At 59.4% G+C, this 21501-nt stretch carries 20 protein-coding genes; 19 read left to right on the plus strand and 1 reads right to left on the minus strand.

Annotated features, from left to right (window positions below; genetic code table 11):
- Positions 1-113: 113 nt before the first annotated feature.
- The 9 genes from miaB to JS46_RS12945 all read left to right on the plus strand — a co-directional run bounded on the left by miaB (position 114) and on the right by JS46_RS12945 (position 9393).
- A complete protein-coding gene (gene miaB / locus JS46_RS12905; RefSeq protein WP_033751793.1) occupies positions 114-1550 on the plus strand; it encodes a tRNA (N6-isopentenyl adenosine(37)-C2)-methylthiotransferase MiaB in 1437 nt (478 codons plus the stop codon).
- Between the two features lie 204 nt (positions 1551-1754).
- Positions 1755-2816 carry a PhoH family protein gene (locus JS46_RS12910; RefSeq protein WP_033751796.1) on the plus strand — a complete coding sequence of 354 codons (1062 nt, stop codon included), beginning with the start codon at positions 1755-1757 and terminating at the stop codon, positions 2814-2816.
- Positions 2813-3286, plus strand: coding sequence for an rRNA maturation RNase YbeY (ybeY, locus tag JS46_RS12915; RefSeq protein ID WP_033751799.1), 474 nt, complete (start codon positions 2813-2815; stop codon positions 3284-3286). Before JS46_RS12910 ends, ybeY begins: the two co-directional genes overlap by 4 nt.
- Positions 3287-3367: 81 nt before the next feature.
- Positions 3368-4249: a CNNM family magnesium/cobalt transport protein CorC gene (gene corC, locus JS46_RS12920; protein WP_033751802.1), complete on the plus strand. Its 882-nt coding sequence runs from the start codon at positions 3368-3370 to the stop codon at positions 4247-4249.
- Between the two features lie 4 nt (positions 4250-4253).
- The gene (gene lnt / locus JS46_RS12925; protein WP_033751805.1) at positions 4254-5777 is read left to right on the plus strand and encodes an apolipoprotein N-acyltransferase; all 1524 of its coding nucleotides are present in this window, start codon (positions 4254-4256) and stop codon (positions 5775-5777) included.
- A 417-nt stretch (positions 5778-6194) separates the two neighbouring features.
- Positions 6195-7094: a glutamate/aspartate ABC transporter substrate-binding protein gene (locus JS46_RS12930; RefSeq protein ID WP_033751807.1), complete on the plus strand. Its 900-nt coding sequence runs from the start codon at positions 6195-6197 to the stop codon at positions 7092-7094.
- A gap of 155 nt (positions 7095-7249) precedes the next feature.
- Positions 7250-7990, plus strand: a complete 741-nt coding sequence (locus tag JS46_RS12935) for an amino acid ABC transporter permease (RefSeq protein WP_033751810.1) — start codon at positions 7250-7252, stop codon at positions 7988-7990.
- Complete coding sequence (gltK, locus tag JS46_RS12940; RefSeq protein WP_033751813.1) at positions 7990-8667, plus strand: glutamate/aspartate ABC transporter permease GltK; 678 nt, start codon at positions 7990-7992, stop codon at positions 8665-8667. The genes JS46_RS12935 and gltK overlap by 1 nt, the downstream gene beginning before the upstream one ends.
- Positions 8668-9393 (plus strand): amino acid ABC transporter ATP-binding protein, encoded by a 726-nt coding sequence (locus JS46_RS12945; RefSeq protein ID WP_033751815.1) that lies wholly within the window; start codon positions 8668-8670, stop codon positions 9391-9393.
- A 124-nt stretch (positions 9394-9517) separates the two neighbouring features.
- Here the strand turns inward: JS46_RS12945 and JS46_RS12950 are convergent, their stop codons facing one another.
- A complete protein-coding gene (locus JS46_RS12950) occupies positions 9518-10006 on the minus strand; it encodes a zinc ribbon-containing protein (protein ID WP_033751817.1) in 489 nt (162 codons plus the stop codon).
- Between the two features lie 224 nt (positions 10007-10230).
- Between JS46_RS12950 and leuS the strand changes: the two genes are divergently transcribed.
- The 10 genes from leuS to dacA all read left to right on the plus strand — a co-directional run bounded on the left by leuS (position 10231) and on the right by dacA (position 21499).
- Positions 10231-12813 carry a leucine--tRNA ligase gene (gene leuS / locus JS46_RS12955; RefSeq protein WP_033751819.1) on the plus strand — a complete coding sequence of 861 codons (2583 nt, stop codon included), beginning with the start codon at positions 10231-10233 and terminating at the stop codon, positions 12811-12813.
- A gap of 14 nt (positions 12814-12827) precedes the next feature.
- Positions 12828-13421 carry an LPS assembly lipoprotein LptE gene (gene lptE, locus JS46_RS12960; protein ID WP_033751820.1) on the plus strand — a complete coding sequence of 198 codons (594 nt, stop codon included), beginning with the start codon at positions 12828-12830 and terminating at the stop codon, positions 13419-13421.
- A complete protein-coding gene (holA, locus tag JS46_RS12965; protein WP_033751822.1) occupies positions 13418-14449 on the plus strand; it encodes a DNA polymerase III subunit delta in 1032 nt (343 codons plus the stop codon). The genes lptE and holA overlap by 4 nt, the downstream gene beginning before the upstream one ends.
- Positions 14442-15086, plus strand: a complete 645-nt coding sequence (gene nadD / locus JS46_RS12970) for a nicotinate-nucleotide adenylyltransferase (protein WP_033751824.1) — start codon at positions 14442-14444, stop codon at positions 15084-15086. Before holA ends, nadD begins: the two co-directional genes overlap by 8 nt.
- A 119-nt stretch (positions 15087-15205) precedes the next feature.
- Positions 15206-15523 (plus strand): ribosome silencing factor, encoded by a 318-nt coding sequence (rsfS, locus tag JS46_RS12975; protein WP_033751826.1) that lies wholly within the window; start codon positions 15206-15208, stop codon positions 15521-15523.
- A 3-nt stretch (positions 15524-15526) separates the two neighbouring features.
- Positions 15527-15997 carry a 23S rRNA (pseudouridine(1915)-N(3))-methyltransferase RlmH gene (gene rlmH / locus JS46_RS12980; protein ID WP_033751828.1) on the plus strand — a complete coding sequence of 157 codons (471 nt, stop codon included), beginning with the start codon at positions 15527-15529 and terminating at the stop codon, positions 15995-15997.
- Positions 15998-16031: 34 nt separating this feature from the next.
- Complete coding sequence (gene mrdA / locus JS46_RS12985; RefSeq protein ID WP_033751830.1) at positions 16032-17936, plus strand: peptidoglycan DD-transpeptidase MrdA; 1905 nt, start codon at positions 16032-16034, stop codon at positions 17934-17936.
- A gap of 8 nt (positions 17937-17944) precedes the next feature.
- Complete coding sequence (gene mrdB / locus JS46_RS12990; protein WP_033751950.1) at positions 17945-19057, plus strand: peptidoglycan glycosyltransferase MrdB; 1113 nt, start codon at positions 17945-17947, stop codon at positions 19055-19057.
- 10 nt (positions 19058-19067) lie between these two features.
- The gene (rlpA, locus tag JS46_RS12995) at positions 19068-20156 is read left to right on the plus strand and encodes an endolytic peptidoglycan transglycosylase RlpA (protein WP_033751832.1); all 1089 of its coding nucleotides are present in this window, start codon (positions 19068-19070) and stop codon (positions 20154-20156) included.
- 131 nt (positions 20157-20287) lie between these two features.
- Positions 20288-21499: a D-alanyl-D-alanine carboxypeptidase DacA gene (gene dacA / locus JS46_RS13000; protein ID WP_033751834.1), complete on the plus strand. Its 1212-nt coding sequence runs from the start codon at positions 20288-20290 to the stop codon at positions 21497-21499.
- Positions 21500-21501: the final 2 nt, after the last annotated feature.

Consider the following 21501-nt stretch of genomic DNA (forward strand, 5'->3'; position numbering starts at 1 on the left):
CAGAGACGGATCGTCGCTCGCGCCGCAGATATGCGAAGTATGGCGGCTATGCGCTGGTCACAACAGCGTCAAAGCATTACAATACGCGCCCTGCACCTCACTGCACTGAATCAATGGCTAGTTCGACAATGAAAAAACTGCATATCAAAACCTGGGGCTGTCAGATGAATGAGTACGATTCATCCAAGATGGCTGACCTGCTGAACAGCACCCACGGCTACACGCTGACCGAGGAAGCTGAAGAGGCAGACATTCTGCTGCTCAACACCTGCTCAATTCGCGAAAAGGCGCAGGAAAAAGTTTTCCACCAGCTTGGACGCTGGAAAAACTTAAAAGAGCGCAACCCTGATTTGATTATCGGTGTCGGCGGCTGCGTGGCGTCGCAGGAAGGGGATCATATTCGCCAGCGCGCCAGCTATGTGGATATCGTATTCGGCCCGCAAACCCTGCATCGTCTGCCGGAAATGATCAACAGCGTGCGCGGCAGCAAAAGCCCGGTCGTGGATATCAGCTTCCCGGAAATCGAAAAATTCGACCGTCTGCCGGAACCGCGCGCGGAAGGCCCCACCGCCTTCGTCTCCATCATGGAAGGCTGTAACAAATACTGCACCTTCTGCGTCGTGCCCTATACGCGCGGCGAAGAGGTTAGCCGTCCCTGCGACGACATCCTGCTGGAGATCGCACAGCTGGCGGCGCAGGGCGTGCGTGAAGTCAACCTGCTCGGCCAGAACGTCAACGCCTATCGCGGCGCGACCTTCGACGGCGAAATCTGCACCTTTGCCGAACTGCTGCGCCTGGTGGCCGCCATTGACGGCATCGACCGCATTCGCTTCACCACCAGCCATCCGATCGAATTCACCGACGACATCATCGAGGTCTACCGCGACACGCCTGAACTGGTGAGCTTCCTGCACCTGCCGGTACAGAGCGGCGCGGACCGCATTCTGACGCTGATGAAGCGCGCCCATACCGCACTGGAGTACAAAGCGATTATCCGCAAGCTGCGCGCCGCGCGCCCGGATATCCAGATCAGCTCCGACTTTATCATCGGCTTCCCGGGTGAGACCCAGCAGGACTTCGAACAGACCATGAAGCTGATCGCCGACGTCAACTTCGACATGAGCTTCAGCTTTATCTACTCCGCGCGTCCCGGCACGCCGGCGGCGGATCTGCCGGACGACGTCTCGGAAGAAGAGAAAAAGCAGCGCCTCTATATCCTGCAAGACCGTATCAATCAGCAGGCGATGGCCTGGAGCCGCCGTATGCTCGGCACGGTGCAGCGCATTCTGGTGGAAGGCACCTCGCGTAAAAACGTGATGGAGCTGTCGGGCCGTACCGAAACCAACCGCGTGGTGAACTTCGAAGGTTCGCCGGAGATGATTGGCAAGTTCGTCGATGTGGAGATCGTCGACGTCTACACCAACTCGCTGCGCGGCAAAGTAGTGCGCACCGAAGATGAGATGGGCCTGCGCATCGTAGAAAGCCCGGCATCAGTTATCGCGCGCACGCGCAAAGAGAACGAGATCGGCGTCGGCACCTTCCAGCCTTGATACACGCTTCACTCAGCGGCGGCGCCTGCGGCGGCGTCGCTCTTTTCTTCTGCACGCCCTTGCTTTCTGGACGCGCTGCCCAAATATCACTAGCTACGCTTGCGCCCCGGCGACATGCCATAAATAATTTCTCAAAGTGCCGTCGTTAATCAACCCGGCATCAGCACACATTCTAACTGGCCCTGAGTGACCCAAAGGATTCGTTTGAATATCGAAACTCGTGAAATCGCCCTTGAACCGGCAGATAACCGCCGACTGATGAGCCTGTGCGGTCCGTTCGACGACAACGTCAAACAGCTTGAGCGTCGTCTGGGCATTGAAATCAACCGTCGCGACAACAGCTTTAAGCTGGTTGGCCGCGCGCTCTGCGTCAACGCCGCTGAAGATATTTTGCGTACCCTTTACGTCGATACCGCGCCGGTGCGCGGCGTCATCCCGGATATCGATCCAGAGCAGATCCATCTGGCGATTAAAGAGAGCCGCGTGCTGGAGCAGACCGCCGACAGCGTGCCGGAGTTCGGCAAAGCCGTGCATATCCAGACCAAACGCGGCGTGATCAAGCCGCGCACGCCAAATCAGGCGCAGTACATCGCCAATATTCTCGATCACGACATCACCTTCGGCGTCGGCCCGGCCGGTACGGGTAAAACCTACCTTGCGGTCGCGGCGGCGGTGGATGCGCTGGAGCGCCAGGAGATTCGCCGTATTCTGCTGACGCGTCCGGCGGTGGAAGCGGGCGAAAAGCTTGGCTTCCTGCCAGGCGACCTGAGCCAGAAGGTCGATCCCTACCTGCGTCCGCTCTATGATGCCCTGTTCGAGATGCTCGGCTTCGAGCGCGTTGAAAAGCTCATGGAGCGCAACGTCATTGAGGTCGCGCCGCTGGCCTATATGCGCGGCCGCACGCTGAACGACGCCTTTATCATTCTTGATGAGAGCCAGAACACCACCATCGAACAGATGAAGATGTTCCTGACGCGCATCGGCTTCAACTCCAAAGCGGTGATCACCGGCGACGTCACGCAGATCGACCTGCCGCGCAGCACCAAGTCGGGCCTGCGCCACGCCATTGAAGTGCTCTCCGATGTCGAGGAGCTGAGCTTCAACTTCTTCCACAGCGAAGACGTGGTGCGTCACCCGGTTGTGGCCCGAATCGTTACCGCCTATGAAGCCTGGGAAGAGGCGGATCAGAAACGCCGCGACAAGCTGGCGGAAGAGCGCAAACGCGACGCGCTGGCGGCGCAGATCGAGGCGCAGGAGAGTAAATGAGCCAGGTGATTCTTGATCTGCAGCTGGCCTGCGAACAGACCGGCGGCCTGCCTGACGAGGCCGCTTTCCAGCGCTGGCTGGAGGCGGCGGTGACCCCTTTTCAGCCGGAAAGCGAAGTCACCATTCGCCTGGTGGACGAGGCGGAGAGCCATGAGCTTAATCTGACTTACCGCGGCAAAGACAAGCCGACCAACGTGCTCTCTTTTCCCTTCGAGGCGCCGCCGGGTATTGAGCTGCCGCTGCTGGGCGACCTGATCATTTGTCGTCAGGTAGTGGAGCAAGAGGCGGAAGAGCAAGGCAAAAGCGTTGAAGCGCACTGGGCCCATATGGTGGTGCACGGCACGCTGCATCTGCTCGGCTACGACCATATCGAAGATGACGAAGCTGAAGAGATGGAAGGGATCGAGACTGAGATAATGCTTGCTCTTGGCTATCCCGATCCGTACATTTCGGAAAAAGAAGACGCCTGAGCCGCTGGCTCAGTTTATCCTGCTGTCGGCGAGGACGCCGGCAGCGACCATCCCCATCAGAGAGATCTCTAAAAAAACGCCATGAGCGACGACCATTCTCAAAACAGCGATGCACCCAGTAGTAAAAAGGGATTTTTTTCCCTGCTTATCAACCAACTGTTTCACGGCGAACCGCAAAACCGTGATGAACTACTGGAGCTGATCCGCGACTCCGAGCAAAAAGAGCTGATTGACGAAGATACCCGCGACATGCTCGAAGGAGTGCTGGATATTGCAGAGCAGCGCGTGCGCGACATCATGATCCCGCGTTCGCAAATGATTACCCTGAAGCGCAACCAGACGCTGGACGAGTGCCTGGACGTGATTATCGAATCCGCGCATTCACGTTTCCCGGTAATCAGCGAAGACAAAGACCATGTCGAAGGCATTTTGATGGCGAAAGATCTGCTGCCGTTTATGAGCAGCGAATCGGAGCCGTTCAGCATGGAAAAAGTGCTGCGCCCGGCGGTTGTGGTGCCGGAAAGCAAGCGCGTCGACCGCATGCTGAAAGAGTTTCGTTCTCAGCGCTATCATATGGCGATCGTTATTGATGAATTCGGCGGCGTCTCCGGCCTGGTCACCATCGAGGATATCCTTGAGCTGATCGTCGGCGAAATCGAAGATGAGTATGACGACGAAGAAGATCGCGATATCCGTCAGCTGAACCGTCAGACCTATACGGTGCGCGCCCTGACCCCGATTGAAGATTTTAACGAGGTGTTCGGCACGCAGTTCAGCGACGAAGAAGTCGACACCATTGGCGGACTGGTCATGCAGGGATTCGGCCATCTTCCCGGACGGGGAGAGAGCATTGACATCGACGGGTATCATTTCAAGGTCGCGATGTCCGACAGCCGCCGCATCATCCAGGTACACGTAAAGATTCCGGAAAACGCGCCGCTACCTCAACTGGATGACGAATAACCCTATGTCTTTGGCCCTACTATACCCGCGCCAGCGGGTACGTTTGTTGCTGGCATTGTTAACGGGGGCCATCGGCACCCTCGCCTTCTCCCCCTATGATTTCTGGCCCGCCGCGCTGCTGTCGCTAGGCGGCCTGCAGCTGCTGACGCTGGATCGGCGCAGCGGCCAGGCTACCGCGATCGGCTTCGCCTGGGGCTTCGGCCTGTTCGGCAGCGGCATAAACTGGGTTTACGTCAGTATCGCCACCTTTGGCGGCATGCCCGGACCGGTCAACGTCTTCCTGGTGATTTTGCTGGCCGCCTATCTGTCGCTCTACCCGGCGCTGTTTGCCGGCGTGCTTAACCGCATCTGGCCACGCGCGACGCTGTGGCGCCTGACGCTGGCGGCGCCGGCGCTGTGGCAGCTTAGCGAATTTCTGCGCGGCTGGGTGCTGACCGGCTTTCCCTGGCTGCAGTTCGGCTACAGCCAGATCGACGGCCCGCTAAAAGGCCTGGCCCCGCTGGCGGGCGTGGAAACCCTCACCTTTATTCTGATGGTTGTCGCAGGCCTGCTGGCTTACGCCCTTCACCAGCGCAGCATAAAAAGCGCGATCGCCGCGCTGCTGCTGCTGGCGCTGCCCTGGCCGCTGCGTTATATCCACTGGACCCAGCCGCAGCCGGCGCGCAGCGTCGAGGTGGCGCTGGTTCAGGGCAATATTCCGCAGTCGATGAAGTGGGATCCGCAGCAGCTGCTCAACACGCTGCGTGCCTATAACGGCCTGAGTCAGCCGCTGATGGGCAACGCGCCGCTGATTATCTGGCCGGAGTCGGCGATTACCGATCTGGAAAGCAATCAGCAGCCCTTTTTGCGCGCGCTGGACGGCGAGCTGCGCCAGCGCGGCAGCGCGCTGATCACCGGCATCGTCGATTCCCGTCTGGAGCAGAACCGCTATCACGACTACAACTCGGTGATCGTGCTGGGCGGCGAGAAGCCCTACAGCTATCAGAGCATGAACCGCTACCAGAAAAACCATCTGGTGCCGTTCGGCGAGTTCGTGCCGCTGGAGAACCTGCTGCGTCCGCTGGCGCCTTTCTTCGATCTGCCGATGTCCTCCTTCAGCCGCGGCGACTATCTGCAGCCGCAACTGCAGGCGGCGGGCTACCACCTTACCAGCGCCATCTGCTATGAGATCGTGCTGGGCGAGCAGGTGCGCGCCAATTTCCATCCCGACACCGATTTTCTGCTTACCGTCTCCAACGACGCCTGGTTCGGCCACTCTATTGGCCCCTGGCAGCACTTCCAGATGGCGCGTATGCGTGCGCTGGAGCTGGGGCGTCCGCTGCTGCGCGGCACCAATAACGGCGTGACCGCGGTGGTGAATGCGCAGGGCGAAGTCGAGAAGATCCTGCCGCAGTTTACCCGCGGCGTGCTGCTGGATAAGGTGACGCCGACCACTGGCGAAACGCCTTACGCCCATGCCGGCCTGTGGCCGGTCTGGCTGCTGACGCTGGGCGCCGCGCTGCTGGCGCTGTGGCGCCGCAAAGCCTGACCTGCCGTACGGCGGCGAGCGCCCTGCTCGCCGCCTTCTCGCCATATTCCGCTCGCTTTCTCGCCGTCTTCCCCGATTTTCTGCTGTGTCGCTGACCTGGCACGATGCTTGCTATCAGTAACCCTGTTTCCTGTAAACCTGGCGGACTAACGGGTTAACGCGAGCTGCGCTGCACCGTTAAAAGGCAGAGCGACGCACCCTGAGCGCGCAACCTGAGAAATACGCCTCAATTTGGTGCGGAACACTTCGCAAAATAAGAAACTTTTTCGTTTCATAACGTTAACAATCCGCTATGTTAGTGAATATTCTTAGCGCGCCGACGCGATGAGATAACAAAAAAAGCAGCAGGAAATACACACAACATCACACATCTGCGCAGTTTATATTCTGCGCGACATCTCTTGAAGGAGTTGGACCATGCAGATTCGCAAAGTGGCACTATCGCTTTTGCTGGCAGGCGTTGCAGCAGCGGGCGCAGCCCAGGCGGAAGACCTCAGCGGCACCCTGAAGAAAATCAGCGATAATGGCGTTATCGTCGTGGGGCATCGCGAGTCCTCTGTTCCTTTTTCTTATTACGACAACCAGCAAAAAGTCGTGGGCTATTCGCAGGCTTACTCCAACGCCATCGTCGAGGCGATTAAAGCGAAGCTGAACAAACCGGATCTGCAGGTCAAGATGATCCCTGTCACCTCGCAGAACCGTATTCCGCTGCTGCAGAACGGCACCTACGACTTCGAGTGCGGATCCACCACCAATAACCTCGAGCGCCAGAAACAGGCGGCGTTCTCCGACACCATTTTCGTTATCGGCACGCGTCTGCTGGTGAAAAAAGGCGGCGACATCAAAGATTTCGCCGATCTGAAAGGCAAAACCGTGGTCGTCACCTCCGGTACCACCTCGGAAGTGCTGCTGCATAAGCTGAACGACGAGAAGAAAATGGATATGCGCATCATCAGCGCGAAAGACCATGGCGACTCGTTCCGCACGCTGGAAACCGGCCGCGCCGTCGCCTTTATGATGGATGACGCCCTGCTAGCCGGCGAACGCGCTAAGGCGAAGAAGCCGGATAACTGGGAGATCGTCGGCACGCCGCAGTCGAAAGAGGCCTATGGCTGTATGCTGCGTAAAGATGACGCGTCGTTCAAAACGCTGGTGGACGATACCATCGCCAAAGCGCAGACCTCGGGCGAAGCCGCGAAGTGGTTCGATACCTGGTTCAAGCAGCCGATTCCGCCGAAGAATCTGAACCTGAACTTCGATCTCTCAACGGATATGCAGGCGCTGTTCAAAACGCCGAACGACAAAGCACTGAACTAACAACGACAACAAGGGCGGCCTCGCTGCCCTCTCGATTGCTGAAAACCCGGCGCGGACAGACAAGCTGCTCAGGTCGTTCCCCTGAAGCAGGCAGTACAGACGCCGTTCATCAATCTTCAGGGTAGCTTAGCTACCCTTTTTTACCGGAGCTCGTTATGGGTATCGACTGGAACTGGGGCATCTTTCTCGAACAGGCCCCGTTCGGCAACACGACCTACCTTGGCTGGCTGTGGTCCGGATTTCAGGTGACCATTGCGGTCTCCTGCTGCGCCTGGATTATCGCCTTTCTTGTAGGATCCTTTTTCGGCATTCTGCGCACCGTGCCTAACCGCCTGCTTTCGGCGATCGGCACCTGCTACGTAGAGCTGTTCCGCAACATTCCGCTGATCGTGCAGTTTTTCTTCTGGTATCTGGTGGCGCCGGAACTGGTAGGCGAGAAGCTCGGCATGTGGTTTAAATCGGAGCTGGACCCCAATGTCCAGTTTTTCACCGCGTCGGTGATCTGTCTCGGCCTGTTTACCGCCGCTCGCGTCTGTGAGCAGGTGCGTGCCGCCATTCAGTCGCTGCCGCGCGGGCAAAAGAACGCCGGTCTGGCGATGGGTTTGACCCTGCCGCAGACCTACCGTTATGTGCTGCTGCCTAACGCCTACCGCGTGATCGTGCCGCCGATGACCTCGGAAATGCTCAACCTGGTGAAAAACTCCGCTATCGCTTCGACCATCGGGCTGGTGGATATGGCGGCGCAGGCGGGCAAACTGCTCGACTACTCGGCCCACGCCTACGAGTCCTTTACCGCGATTACGCTGGCCTATATCGCCATTAACCTGGTGATCATGCTGATTATGAGTCTGGTGGAGCGCAAGGTGCGCCTGCCGGGTAACCTGGGAGGAAAATAATGTACGAGTTTGACTGGAGTTCCATTCCTCCCAGCCTGCCCTACCTGCTTAACGGTATGGTGATTACGCTGAAGATCACCGTGACCGCGGTGGTGTTCGGCATTATCTGGGGCACGCTGCTGGCGGTGATGCGGCTGTCGAGCTTTAAGCCCATCAGCTGGTTCGCCAAAATTTATGTCAACCTGTTCCGCTCGGTACCGCTGGTAATGGTGCTGCTGTGGTTCTATCTGGTGGTGCCGAGTTTCCTGCAGCAGGTGCTGGGCCTGTCGCCTAAAACCGATATCCGACTGATTTCAGCCATGGTCGCTTTTTCGCTGTTCGAAGCGGCGTACTACTCAGAAATTATTCGTGCCGGCATCATCAGTATCTCACGTGGACAGGGTAACGCCGCGCTGGCGCTCGGCATGACGCACTGGCAGTCGATGCAGCTGATTATTCTGCCGCAGGCGTTTCGCGCCATGGTGCCGCTGCTGCTGACGCAGGGCATCGTGCTGTTCCAGGATACCTCGCTGGTCTATGTCTTAAGTCTGGCGGACTTTTTCCGCACCGCGTCCACCATCGGCGAGCGCGACGGCACCCAGGTGGAAATGGTTCTCTTCGCCGGTCTGGTCTACTTCGTTATCAGCCTGAGCGCTTCGCTGTTGGTCAGCTATCTAAAAAGAAAAAGGACGGTTTAAATGATTAGCCTGAAAAATGTTTCTAAGTGGTATGGTCACTTTCAGGTGCTGACCGACTGCACGACCGAAGTCCAGAAAGGGGAAGTCGTGGTGGTGTGCGGGCCGTCGGGCTCGGGCAAATCGACCCTGATCAAAACCGTTAACGGTCTGGAGCCGATTCAGCAGGGCCATATTCTGGTAAACGGCACCGAAGTGAATAACAAGAAAACCAATCTGGCGCAGCTGCGCAGCAAGGTCGGTATGGTGTTCCAGCACTTCGAGCTGTTTCCCCACCTCAGCATCATCGATAACCTGGTACTGGCGCAGGTGAAAGTGCTGAAGCGCGACAAAGCCGCCGCGCGGGATAAAGGTCTGAAGCTGCTGGATCGCGTCGGGCTGACCGCTCATGCGCAAAAGTTTCCCGGCCAGCTGTCGGGCGGCCAGCAGCAGCGCGTGGCGATTGCGCGCGCGCTCTGTATGGATCCTATCGCCATGCTGTTCGACGAACCGACCTCGGCGCTCGATCCGGAAATGATCAACGAAGTGCTCGACGTGATGGTGGAGCTGGCGCAGGAAGGCATGACGATGATGGTGGTGACGCACGAAATGGGCTTTGCTCGCAAAGTGGCGAACCGCGTCATTTTTATGGATGAAGGCAAGATTATCGAAGATACGCGTAAAGACGACTTCTTTAATAATCCGCAGTCGGATCGCGCGAAGGATTTCCTGGCGAAGATTCTGCACTAAGGGATAGCCTGGTCCCGGCGCTTATGCGCCAGAACCGCCTGGCTGCCATCCGGCCTGCGACAGCCTTGGCGCGGGCCGCTTTACTCTTCGGACAGTCTCATCCGCGTAAGCACAGTCGCCGTTCTTACGGCTCAAACGGCTGGCGCTGGAACTGATCGTGTCCGCACTCCGGGCAGCGCGTTAACGTCTCAGGGGTATAAATCGCGCGCGTAAAGTGACACTTCTCGCACACCAGATTGCCCAGTCCCACCACCTCGCCGCTCTGATACACGCCGTGATGATGGAGATCCTGAAACACCTCGCGCCACTCCAGCTGGCTCTTGTCGGTAATATCCGCCAGCTCTTTCCACAGGCTCTCGCGCATAATGCGCATAAACAGCGAATCGTTCGCCTTCTCTGGCTGATGGACCTCCTGATAGCTGCGTGCAAACTCCTCTAAATCGCGTCGAACCGCCGCCAGCGCCTGGTCGATCTCGCCCGGCGTCGCGGACTCGCTGGCCATGAGCTGCTGACGTCGCGACGTCACCAGCGCGTCGATATCCCGATCGCCCTGGCGCAGTCGCTCCGTCAGCGCGGCCAGAGATTCACGGTAAATTTGCGCCACTTTGTTCATTTTATTCTCCTTTCTGCGCGGGTAAGCCAGCTTTAAGTTTAGCCGTTTTGCGCCGTTTGCCGCGTTGTTTAGCAAAGCGAATCGGAATATGAGAGCAGGATGCGGCCTTCCGCGAGAAATCGCCGCAACAGGCCGGTGAAGTGTTGTTGACCGGCAGCCATATGGGTATGCTATGCGGATCTTAAAGTAAGCTAAGCGTTATTCATTAAGGACCACAGGCTGCCATGCAAGAGCAATACCGCCCGGAAGAGATAGAATCCCGCGTCCAGCAACACTGGGACGAAAACCAAACGTTCAAAGTGACCGAAGATGAGAGCAAAGAGAAATATTACTGCCTCTCCATGCTGCCCTATCCTTCCGGCCGCCTACATATGGGCCACGTGCGTAACTACACCATTGGCGACGTAATCGCCCGTTACCAGCGTATGCTCGGCAAAAACGTGCTGCAGCCGATCGGCTGGGACGCGTTCGGCCTGCCGGCGGAAGGCGCGGCGGTAAAAAACAACACCGCGCCCGCGCCATGGACCTATGACAACATCGAATATATGAAGAACCAGCTGAAACTGCTGGGCTTCGGCTATGACTGGAGCCGCGAGCTGGCCACCTGCAAGCCGGAATACTATCGCTGGGAACAGTGGTTCTTCACCAAACTGTATGAAAAAGGCCTGGTTTATAAAAAAACCTCGGCGGTGAACTGGTGCCCGAACGATCAGACGGTGCTGGCGAACGAGCAGGTTATCGACGGCTGCTGCTGGCGCTGCGACACCAAAGTCGAGCGCAAAGAGATCCCGCAGTGGTTCGTTAAAATCACCGACTATGCCGATGAGCTGCTTAACGACCTCGACACGCTGGAAGACTGGCCGGAGCAGGTCAAAACCATGCAGCGCAACTGGATTGGTCGTTCCGAAGGGGTCGAGATCACCTTCGATGTCGCCGACAGCGAAGAGAAAGTGACCGTTTACACCACGCGTCCGGACACGTTCCTTGGCGCCACCTACGTCGCGGTCGCCGCTGGCCATCCGCTGGCGCTGCAGGCGTCGATGGGCAACCCGGTGCTGGCTGACTTTATCGCCGAATGCCGCAACACCAAAGTCGCCGAGGCAGAGATGGCGACGATGGAGAAAAAAGGCATGGCGACCGGCCTGTTCGCCATCCATCCGCTGACCGGCGACAAAGTGCCGGTCTGGGTCGCCAACTTCGTGCTGATGGAGTACGGCACCGGCGCCGTTATGGCGGTTCCGGCGCACGACCAGCGCGACTGGGAGTTCGCCACCAAATACGATTTGCCGATTACGCCGGTCGTGCTGAACCAGGACGGCAGCGAGCCGGACGTCAGCGCCGCCGCCATGACGGAAAAAGGCACCCTGTTCAACTCCGGCGAATTCAGCGGTCTGAGCCATGAAGCGGGCTTCAACGCTATCGCCGACGCGCTGGCCGCGAAAGGCGTCGGCGTACGCAAGGTCAACTACCGTCTGCGCGACTGGGGCGTTTCCCGTCAGCGCTACTGGGGCGCGCCGATTCCGATGGTGACGCTGGAAGACGGCACCGTGATGCCGACGCCGGAAGATCAGCTGCCGGTGATCCTGCCGGAAGATGTGGTGATGGACGGCATTACCAGCCCGATCAAGGCGGACCCGGAGTGGGCGAAAACCACCGTCAACGGCCAGCCGGCGCTGCGTGAAACCGACACCTTCGACACCTTTATGGAGTCATCCTGGTACTACGCGCGTTACACCTGCACCAACTACGATGAAGGCATGCTGGATCCGGCTGCGGCCAACTACTGGCTGCCGGTCGATCAGTATGTCGGCGGGATTGAACACGCCATCATGCACCTGCTCTACTTCCGCTTCTATCACAAGCTGCTGCGCGACGCGGGCCTGGTAACCTCTAACGAGCCGGCGAAGCGTCTGCTGTGCCAGGGCATGGTGCTGGCGGACGCCTTCTACTACCACGGCGCCAACGGCGAGCGCAACTGGGTCTCTCCGGTGGACGTCACCGTCGAACGCGACGAGAAAGGCCGCATCGTGAAAGCAACCGACAGCCAGGGCCGCGAGGTGATTTACGCCGGCATGAGCAAAATGTCGAAGTCGAAAAACAACGGCATCGACCCGCAGCTGATGGTCGAGCGCTACGGCGCCGACACGGTTCGCCTGTTTATGATGTTCGCTTCGCCGGCGGAAATGACGCTGGAGTGGCAGGAGTCAGGCGTCGAAGGCGCGAACCGCTTCCTGAAGCGCGTGTGGAAACTGGCCTACGAGCATACGGCGAAAGGCGCGACGGTAGCGCTGGATCTCGGCAGCCTTAACGACGATCAGAAAGCGCTGCGTCGCGATCTGCACAAAACCATCGCCAAAGTTTCCGACGACATCGGCCGCCGTCAGACCTTCAACACCGCCATCGCGGCGATTATGGAGCTGATGAACAAGCTGGCGCGCGCGCCGCAGGAGAGCGAGCAGGACCGCGCGCTGATGCAGGAAGCGCTGCTGGCCGTCGTCCGCATGCTCTACCCGTTCACCCCGCACGCCAGCTATGTGCTGTGGCAGGAGCTGGGCGGCGAAGGCAGCGTGGACAACGCCGACTGGCCGGTAGCGGATGAGGCGGCGATGGTGGAAGAGTCACTGCTGGTGGTTGTGCAGGTAAATGGTAAAGTGCGTGGTAAAATTACCGTGGCCGCCGACGCGACGCAGGAGCAGGTTCAGGCTCGCGCCGCCCAGGAACATCTGGTAGCGAAGTACCTTGACGGCGTCACCATCCGCAAAGTGATTTATGTACCCGGCAAACTGCTTAACCTGGTCGTAGGTTAAGTTCAGGAGGAACTGTGCGACATCTGATTATCAGGCTGTTTGTCCTGCTGGCGGTGATGATTACCGCCGGCTGTGGTTTTCATCCGCGCGGCACCACGCAGGTGCCGAGCGAGCTGAAAACGCTGATCTTGAACAGCGGCGATCCGTACGGTCCGCTGGCGCGCACGGTGCGTCAGCAGCTGCGCATCAACAACGTCACCATCGTTGAAGATACGAAGCAGAACCGTACCGACATCCCGACGCTGCGCCTGGGCGCTGAAACGCAGGGCCGCGATACCGCCTCGGTGTTTATCAGCGGTACCACGGCGGAATACTCGCTGATGATGAACGTGACGGCGCAGGTTCTGCTGCCGGGCAAAGGCATTTATCCGATCAGCACCACGGTGTATCGTTCGTTCTTCGATAACCCGAACGCGGCGCTGGCGAAAGATGCCGAGCAGGACATGATCGTGCAGGAGATGCGTCAGCGCGCCGCAGAGCAGCTGGTGCGTAAGCTGCTGACCGTGCATGCCGCGCAGATGAACCAGAAAGAGACGCTGCCAGCGTCGGCCAGCGAACCTGCGGTGCCCGCGCCAGCCTCCTCCTCTTCCGCTACCAGTACGCAATGATCAGGATCTATCCTGAGCAACTTGGCGCGCAGCTCCGCGAGGGGCTGCGCGCTTGCTATTTGTTAGCCGGAAACGAGCCGCTGCTGCTGCAGGAGAGCGCCGACGCGATTCGCGCCGCTGCCGTTGCGCAGGGGTTCGAGGAGCATTTAAGCTTTACGCTCGACGCCCAGACCGACTGGGAAAGCCTCTTTGCCAGCTGTCAGGCGCTCAGCCTGTTCGCTCAGCGTCAGACGATGACGCTGCTCTTCCCGGAAAACGGCCCCAACGCCGCGATGGCCGAACAGCTGAATAAGCTGGCGGGCCTGCTGCATGCCGATATTTTGCTGATTTGCCGCCTGGCGAAGCTGACCAAAGCCCAGGAGAACAGCGCCTGGTTTAAAGCGCTCTCCGCTCATGGCGTGCTGGTACCCTGCCAGACGCCGGAGCAGGCGCAGCTGCCGCGCTGGGTGGCGACGCGCGCCAAAAGCATGAAACTCTCGGTAGACGACGCGGCGATCCAGCTGCTCTGCTACTGCTATGAAGGCAATCTTCTGGCGCTGGCGCAGGCGCTTGAGCGCCTGTCGCTGCTCTGGCCCGACGGCAAGCTGACGCTGCCGCGCGTGGAAGAGGCGGTCAGCGATGCGGCGCACTTTACCCCGTTTCACTGGGTGGACGCGCTGCTGGCGGGCAAAAGCAAACGCGCGCTGCATATTCTGCATCAGCTGGAAAAAGAAGAGAGCGAGCCGGTTATTCTGCTGCGCACCCTGCAGCGCGATTTGATGACGCTGCTGCACCTGCAGCGTCATCAGGCGCAGCAGCCGCTGCGCGCATTGATGGATCAGCAGCGCATCTGGCAGAATCGCCGCGCGCTGTTTACCGAGGCGCTGCAGCGCGTGGACGGCGCGCGCCTGCAGCGCGCGATTCGCCTGCTGACGCAGATTGAACTCACCCTGAAGCAAGATTACGGGCAGCGTATCTGGCCGCAGCTGGAGACGCTCTCGCTGCTGCTCTGTCACCGACATTTTCCTGCGAGCTTCGCCAGTGTCTGAACTTCACGCCCTGTTCGGCGGCACCTTCGATCCCATCCACTTCGGCCATTTGCGGCCGGTAGAAGCGCTGGCGCAGCAAACCGGGCTGGCGCGCGTGCTGCTGCTGCCCAATAACGTGCCGCCGCATCGCCCGCAGCCGGAAGCCAGCGCGGCGCAGCGCGTCGAGATGCTGCGCTGTGCCATTCAGGATCGGCCGCTGTTCGATATCGATACTCGCGAGCTGATGCGCGAAACACCGTCGTGGACGGTGGCGACGCTGGAGGCGCTGCGCGCCGAACGCGGGCCGGATCAGCCGCTGGGATTTATCATTGGTCAGGACTCGCTGCTCAGCCTGTCGGGCTGGCATCGCTGGCACGATTTGCTGTCGCTTTGTCATCTGCTGGTATGCAAGCGTCCCGGCTACCCGACCGAGATGGCGTCGCCGGAGATGCAGCGCTGGCTGGAGAACCATCTGGCTGTTGATACGGCGCAGCTGCACCAGCAGCCCGCCGGCTTTATCTGGCTGGCCGATACGCCACTGGTGAATATCTCCGCCACGGAAATCCGGCAGCGCCGTCACGCCGGCCTGTCGTGCGAGCAGCTCTTGCCGCCGGCCGTTATCGACTATATCGACCGCGCAGGGCTCTATCTGAAATAAGCGCTCACCGGGCATATATCGCACGGGCAAAGGCGTGCTATACTGCGCGGCTTAATTTTTTGGCTGCCTCATCGGGGCCAGCAGCCGGCCCGCTACTATCCGTATTAAAGGGGAACCTTTTGCAAGGTAAAGCACTCCAAGATTTCGTTATTGATAAGATTGATGATCTTAAAGGTCAGGATATCGTCGCGCTCGACGTTCAGGGTAAATCCAGCATCACCGACTGCATGATCATCTGCACCGGCACCTCGACGCGCCACGTCTCGTCTATCGCCGATCACGTGGTGCAGGAGTCGCGCGCTGCCGGTTTGATCCCGCTCGGCGTCGACGGCAAAAATGCCGCTGACTGGGTGGTGGTCGATCTGGGCGACGTCATCGTGCACGTCATGCAGGAAGAGAGCCGCCAGCTGTATGAGCTGGAAAAACTCTGGAGCTGACGCGTGAAACTGCAGCTTGTGGCCGTGGGCACGAAGATGCCCGACTGGGTGCAAACCGGTTTTACTGAGTATCTGCGTCGTTTTCCCAAAGATATGCCGCTGGAACTGGTGGAAGTCTCTGCCGGAAAACGCGGCAAAAACGCTGATATCAAGCGTATCCTGGAAAAAGAAGGCGAGGCGATGCTGGCCGCAACCGGCAAGGGCAACCGTATCGTTACGCTCGATATTCCCGGCCAGCCGTGGGAAACGCCCCAGCTTGCTCAGCAGCTGGAGCGCTGGAAACAGGACGGCCGCGACGTCAGCCTGTTGATTGGCGGTCCGGAAGGATTATCGCCTGCCTGCAAAGCCGCCGCCGAGCAGAGCTGGTCGCTTTCCGCGTTGACGCTGCCTCATCCGCTGGTGCGCGTGCTGGTCGCTGAAAGCCTCTATCGCGCCTGGAGCATCACCGCCAATCATCCTTATCATCGTGAATAACCGGTAAGGCTAACCCCGACATTTTAAGTAGCGGATGAAATTACAAAGCAACGCCTTTCGCGATTACAGTGCCGAGCAGAAACTCTTTGTCCGTCGGGCGTTAATTGCGTTCTTCGGAATTCTGGTGCTCTCCAGCGTGCTGGTGGTCAATCTTTACCACCTGCAAATCCTGCGCTTTGAAGATTACAGTACCCGCTCTAACGAAAACCGCATCAAGCTGGTGCCGGTCGCGCCGAGCCGCGGCATTATCTACGACCGCAACGGCACCGCGCTGGCGCTTAATCGCACCATCTATCAGGCGGAGCTGGTGCCGGAAAAAGTCGACAACCTCAAGCAAACGCTGGAAGATCTGCGCCCGGTGCTGGATATCACCGACGAGGATCTCGACGCCTTCGATAAAGAGCGCAAGCGCTCGCGTCGCTTTACCTCGATTCCCGTCAAGGTCGGCCTTAACGACGTGCAGGTGGCGCGTTTCGCCGTCAACCAGTACCGCTTTCCCGGCGTCGAGGTGAAAGGCTATCAGCGTCGCTACTATCCCTACGGCCCGACGCTGACGCACGTCGTCGGCTACGTCTCCAAAATCAACGACCGCGACGTGGCGCGCCTCGATAAAGAGGGCAAGTGGCCGAACTACGCCGCGACGCACGATATCGGCAAGCTGGGCATCGAAAGCTACTACGAAGATGTGCTGCACGGTATTACCGGCTATGAAGAGGTCGAGGTGAATAACCGCGGCCGCGTGATCCGCCAGCTGCACGAGCAGTCGCCGCAGGCCGGACGCGACATCTGGCTGACCATCGATCTCAAGCTTCAGCAATATATCGAAACGCTGCTGGCCGGCAGTCGCGCGGCGGTGGTAGTCAGCGATCCGCGCACCGGCGAGATTCTGGCGATGGTCTCCACGCCCAGTTACGATCCGAATCTCTTCGTCGACGGCATTTCGGGTAAAGATTACCGCGGCCTGCTCAACGACGAAAACCGCCCGCTCTATAACCGCGCCATTCAGGCTTCCTATCCGCCCGCCTCGACGGTGAAGCCCTATGTGGCGGTCTCGGCGCTGAGCGCCGGCGTCATCAACCGCAATACCAGCCTGTTCGATCCCGGCTGGTGGCAGCTGCCCGGCTCGGAAAAGCGCTATCGCGACTGGAAAAAATGGGGTCACGGGCGCCTCAACGTGACCAAATCGCTGGAGGAGTCGGCGGATACCTTCTTCTATCAGGTGGCGTATGATATGGGCATCGATCGCCTGTCGGAATGGATGAACAAATTCGGCTACGGCCACCGCACCGGCATCGATCTGCCGCAGGAGAGCGCCGGCAACATGCCGACGCGCGACTGGAAGATGAAGCGCTTCAAAAAACCGTGGTATCAGGGCGACACCATTCCGGTCGGCATCGGTCAGGGTTACTGGACCGCGACGCCGCTGCAGATGAACAAGGCGCTGATGATCCTGATTAACGACGGCGTGGTCAAAGTGCCGCACCTGCTGCGCGCCACCCGCGAGGGACGCACTATGGTGCCCTGGCGTCAGCCGCCGGGCGAGCCGATCGGCGACGTTCACTCCGGCTACTGGGAGATTGCCAAAGACGGCATGTACGGCGTGGCGAACCGCGCCAACGGCACGGCGCATAAAAGCTTCGCCGACGCGCCCTATAAAATCGCCGCCAAATCGGGTACCGCGCAGGTCTTCGGCCTGAAAGAGAACGAGACCTATAACGCGCACAAAATCGCCGAGCGTCTGCGCGACCATAAACTGATGACCGCGTTTGCCCCTTATGACAAACCGCGCGTCGCCGTCACCATGATTCTGGAAAACGGCGGCGCAGGCCCGGCGGTCGGCACGGTGATGAGACAGATTCTCGACCACATTATGCTGGGCGACAACAATACGGCTCTGCCGGACGCGGCCCCTACCCCGCCCGGCTATGAAGGTGAATAACGATGTCGATGAACGATAGTCCGCAGAAAAGATCGATCTGGACGCGTATCCACATCGATCCGCTGTTTATGCTGGTGATTCTGGCGCTGCTCGCCTATAGCGCCATCGTGATCTGGAGCGCCAGCGGCCAGGATCCGGGCATGATGGAGCGCAAAATCGGCCAGATTGCGATGGGCCTGGTGATGATGCTGGTGCTGGCGCAGGTGCCGCCGCGCGTCTATGAGGGCTGGGCGCCCTATCTCTATATTATCTGCGTGATATTGCTGATCGCGGTGGACGCCTTCGGCCATATCAGTAAAGGCGCGCAGCGCTGGCTCGACCTCGGCGTGGTGCGCTTCCAGCCCTCGGAGATCGCCAAAATCGCCGTGCCGCTGATGGTGGCGCGCTTTATCAACCGCGACGTCTGCCCGCCGACCTTAAAGAATACCGGCATCGCGCTGATCCTGATCTTTATGCCGACGCTGCTGGTCGCGGCGCAGCCCGACCTTGGCACCTCTATCCTGATTGCCGCCTCCGGGCTGTTCGTGCTGTTTCTTTCCGGCATGAGCTGGAAGCTGATCGGCGTGGCGGTGCTGCTGGTCGCGGCCTTTATTCCGGTGCTCTGGTTCTTCCTGATGCACGACTACCAGCGCGACCGCGTGATGATGCTGCTCGATCCGGAAAGCGATCCGCTCGGCGCCGGCTACCATATTATTCAGTCTAAAATCGCTATCGGCTCCGGCGGATTGCGCGGCAAGGGCTGGCTGCACGGCACCCAGTCGCAGCTGGAGTTTTTGCCGGAGCGCCACACCGACTTTATCTTCGCCGTGCTTGCGGAAGAGCTCGGTCTGGTGGGCGTGCTGATCCTGCTGGTGCTCTATCTGCTGCTGATCCTGCGCGGGCTGGTGATCGCCGCGCGTGCCCAGACCACCTTCGGCCGCGTGATGGCGGGCGGATTAATGCTGATTTTGTTCGTTTATGTTTTCGTTAATATTGGCATGGTAAGTGGTATCTTACCGGTGGTTGGCGTTCCTCTGCCGCTGGTCAGCTATGGCGGCTCGGCGCTTATTGTCCTTATGGCGGGATTCGGCATCGTCATGTCGATCCATACTCACAGAAAAATGTTATCTAAAAGCGTTTAAGAGGCTGCACATGCGTAAGGAATGGCCTGCTGTTGCTCTGGCACTACTGGTTTTGACCGCCTGTACCACCACTCAGGAACCGCAAAACACCGCGCCGCCGCAACCGGCCTATAACGGCCCGGTGGTGGAAATCCCGGGCGTCGAGCCAAAATATGAGCCCATTAATCCCGGCACCAGCCAGGATTACAGCGCGAACGGCAAGTCTTACCGTATCGTCAAGGATCCCTCTAACTTCAGCGAAGTGGGATTAGCCGCCTGGTACGGCGAAGAAGCGCAGGGCAAGCGCACCGCTACCGGCGAAAGCTACGATCCCGACGCGCTGAGCGCGGCGCACCCTACGCTGCCGCTGCCCAGCTACGTGCGCGTCACCAACCTTGCCAACGGTCGCCAGATCGTGGTGCGCGTCAACGATCGCGGTCCTTATACGCCGGGACGCATTATCGACCTGTCGCGTGCGGCGGGCGATCGCCTCAATATCTCTAACAATAGCCGCGTGCGCGTCGATTACATCAAGGTCGCGCCGGACGGCACGCTCTCCGGCCCCGGTACCATCGGCACCGTGGTGGCGAAGCAGAGCTACGCCCTGCCCGCGCGCCCCGATCTCGGCGGCAACGGCGTGATGAACGGCAGCAGCGAACCTGCCGCCGCGCCGGTGCCGGCGCAGGATATTCGCGCCGTCGACAACCGTACTCTGCAGAGCAACGGCGAGATGGGCGCGCCTGTCAGCAGCAGCGGCTTCCTCGGCGCCCCTCAGCCGCTGGCAAACGGCGTGCTGGAGGGCAGCGAGCCTGCGCCGCAGCCGGTCGCCGCGCCTGTAGCCGCACCAGCGGCAGCGGCGCCTGTCGCCAGCAGCGCAACCGCGCAGCCGTCCGGCGGTTTCGTGGTGCAGGTGGGCGCCATCAACGACGCTGCGCGCGCGCAGCAGATGGCGCAGAGCCTCGGAGAGAAATATGGCGTGCCCGGCTCGGTCGAGAATGCCGGCAACAACGTCTATCGCATTCAGCTCGGCGGTTTTAAAAACCGCGCCGATGCCGCTGCGCTGCAGCAGCGCCTGAACGCCAACGGCCAGGCTTCATTTATCACCAGCGCGCGTCGTTGAATTCCCGGCTCGCCGCGCTGGACATCTCTGCTAACAACAGAATGCCAAAGCAAGATGCCTGTAAAACAGGCATTTGCTATGATGAGCCACTTTTTTTTTAACCTTAACTCACGGATGTTGTAGTCCATAACATGAACACGCAGAAACCCTCTCGTTTTCTGAAACGCCTGACAGTGGGATCACTGGTCGCCTTTTCGCTCAGCCATGTAGCATTTGCTGATGACGTCAACCTTAAAACGATGATCCCGGGCGTGCCGGATATCGATGCCGAAGCCTATGTGCTGATCGACTACAACTCGGGCAAAGTGCTGGCCGAGAAGAACGCCGATGCCCGTCGCGATCCCGCCAGCCTGACCAAAATGATGACCAGCTATGTGATTGGTCAGGCGGTCAAAGCAGGCAAGATTCACCAGGAAGATATCGTAACCGTCGGCAAAGACGCCTGGGCGACCGGCAATCCGGTGTTCAAAGGCTCGTCGCTGATGTTCCTGAAGCCGGGTGATCGCGTGCCGGTTTCCCAGCTGACGCGTGGCATCGTGCTGCAGTCGGGCAACGACGCCTGCGTGGCGATGGCGGACTATGTCGCCGGCAGCCAGGACGCCTTCGTCGGCCTGATGAACAACTACGTGAAGGCGCTGGGCCTGCAGAATACCCACTTCCAGACGGTGCATGGCCTGGATGCGGACGGCCAGTACAGCTCGGCGCGCGATATGGCGCTGATCGGCCAGGCGCTGATCCGCGACGTGCCGGACGAGTATTCGGTTTATAAAGAGAAAGAGTTCACCTTTAACAATATTCGCCAGACCAACCGCAACGGTCTGCTGTGGGATACCAGCCTCAACGTCGATGGCATTAAAACCGGCCACACCGAAGCGGCAGGCTACAACATCGTCTCTTCCGCCACCGAAGGCCAGATGCGTCTGATCTCGGCGGTGCTGGGCGGCCGCACCTTCAAAGGACGCGAAGTCGAGAGCAAAAAGCTGCTCACCTGGGGCTTCCGCTTCTTTGAAACCGTGGCGCCGCTGAAGGCGGGCAAAGAGTTCGCCTCTGAGCCGGTCTGGTTCGGCAACAGCGATCGCGTACAGCTCGGCGTAGAGAAAGACGCCTACCTGACCATTCCGCGCGGCCGTATGAAAGATTTGAAAGCCAGCTATGTGCTGAACAACAGCGAACTGCACGCCCCGCTGCAGAAAAATCAGGTCGTGGGCAGCATCAACTTCCAGCTTGACGGCAAGACCGTGGAACAGCGTCCGCTGGTGGTGCTGAACGAAGTGCAGGAAGGCGGATTCTTCAGCCGCATCATCGATTACATCAAGCTGATGTTCCATCACTGGTTCGGCTAAGC

The sequence above is a fragment of the Pantoea sp. NGS-ED-1003 genome, assembly GCF_000738765.1.
In the GTDB taxonomy this organism is placed as follows: Bacteria; Pseudomonadota; Gammaproteobacteria; order Enterobacterales; family Enterobacteriaceae; genus Pantoea; species Pantoea septica.

Excerpts from the sequence above, each read along its gene's own strand:
- rlpA (WP_033751832.1), top strand. The coding sequence starts at position 19,068 with ATGCGTAAGGAATGGCCTGCTGTTGCTCTGGCACTACTGGTTTTGACC.
- leuS (WP_033751819.1), top strand. The coding sequence starts at position 10,231 with ATGCAAGAGCAATACCGCCCGGAAGAGATAGAATCCCGCGTCCAGCAA.
- dacA (WP_033751834.1), top strand. The coding sequence starts at position 20,288 with ATGAACACGCAGAAACCCTCTCGTTTTCTGAAACGCCTGACAGTGGGA.
- miaB (WP_033751793.1), top strand. The coding sequence starts at position 114 with ATGGCTAGTTCGACAATGAAAAAACTGCATATCAAAACCTGGGGCTGT.
- gltK (WP_033751813.1), top strand. The coding sequence starts at position 7,990 with ATGTACGAGTTTGACTGGAGTTCCATTCCTCCCAGCCTGCCCTACCTG.
- holA (WP_033751822.1), top strand. The coding sequence starts at position 13,418 with ATGATCAGGATCTATCCTGAGCAACTTGGCGCGCAGCTCCGCGAGGGG.
- JS46_RS12950 (WP_033751817.1), bottom strand. The coding sequence starts at position 10,006 with ATGAACAAAGTGGCGCAAATTTACCGTGAATCTCTGGCCGCGCTGACG.
- mrdB (WP_033751950.1), top strand. The coding sequence starts at position 17,945 with ATGAACGATAGTCCGCAGAAAAGATCGATCTGGACGCGTATCCACATC.
- lnt (WP_033751805.1), top strand. The coding sequence starts at position 4,254 with ATGTCTTTGGCCCTACTATACCCGCGCCAGCGGGTACGTTTGTTGCTG.
- ybeY (WP_033751799.1), top strand. The coding sequence starts at position 2,813 with ATGAGCCAGGTGATTCTTGATCTGCAGCTGGCCTGCGAACAGACCGGC.
- mrdA (WP_033751830.1), top strand. The coding sequence starts at position 16,032 with ATGAAATTACAAAGCAACGCCTTTCGCGATTACAGTGCCGAGCAGAAA.
- JS46_RS12945 (WP_033751815.1), top strand. The coding sequence starts at position 8,668 with ATGATTAGCCTGAAAAATGTTTCTAAGTGGTATGGTCACTTTCAGGTG.
- JS46_RS12930 (WP_033751807.1), top strand. The coding sequence starts at position 6,195 with ATGCAGATTCGCAAAGTGGCACTATCGCTTTTGCTGGCAGGCGTTGCA.
- JS46_RS12935 (WP_033751810.1), top strand. The coding sequence starts at position 7,250 with ATGGGTATCGACTGGAACTGGGGCATCTTTCTCGAACAGGCCCCGTTC.
- corC (WP_033751802.1), top strand. The coding sequence starts at position 3,368 with ATGAGCGACGACCATTCTCAAAACAGCGATGCACCCAGTAGTAAAAAG.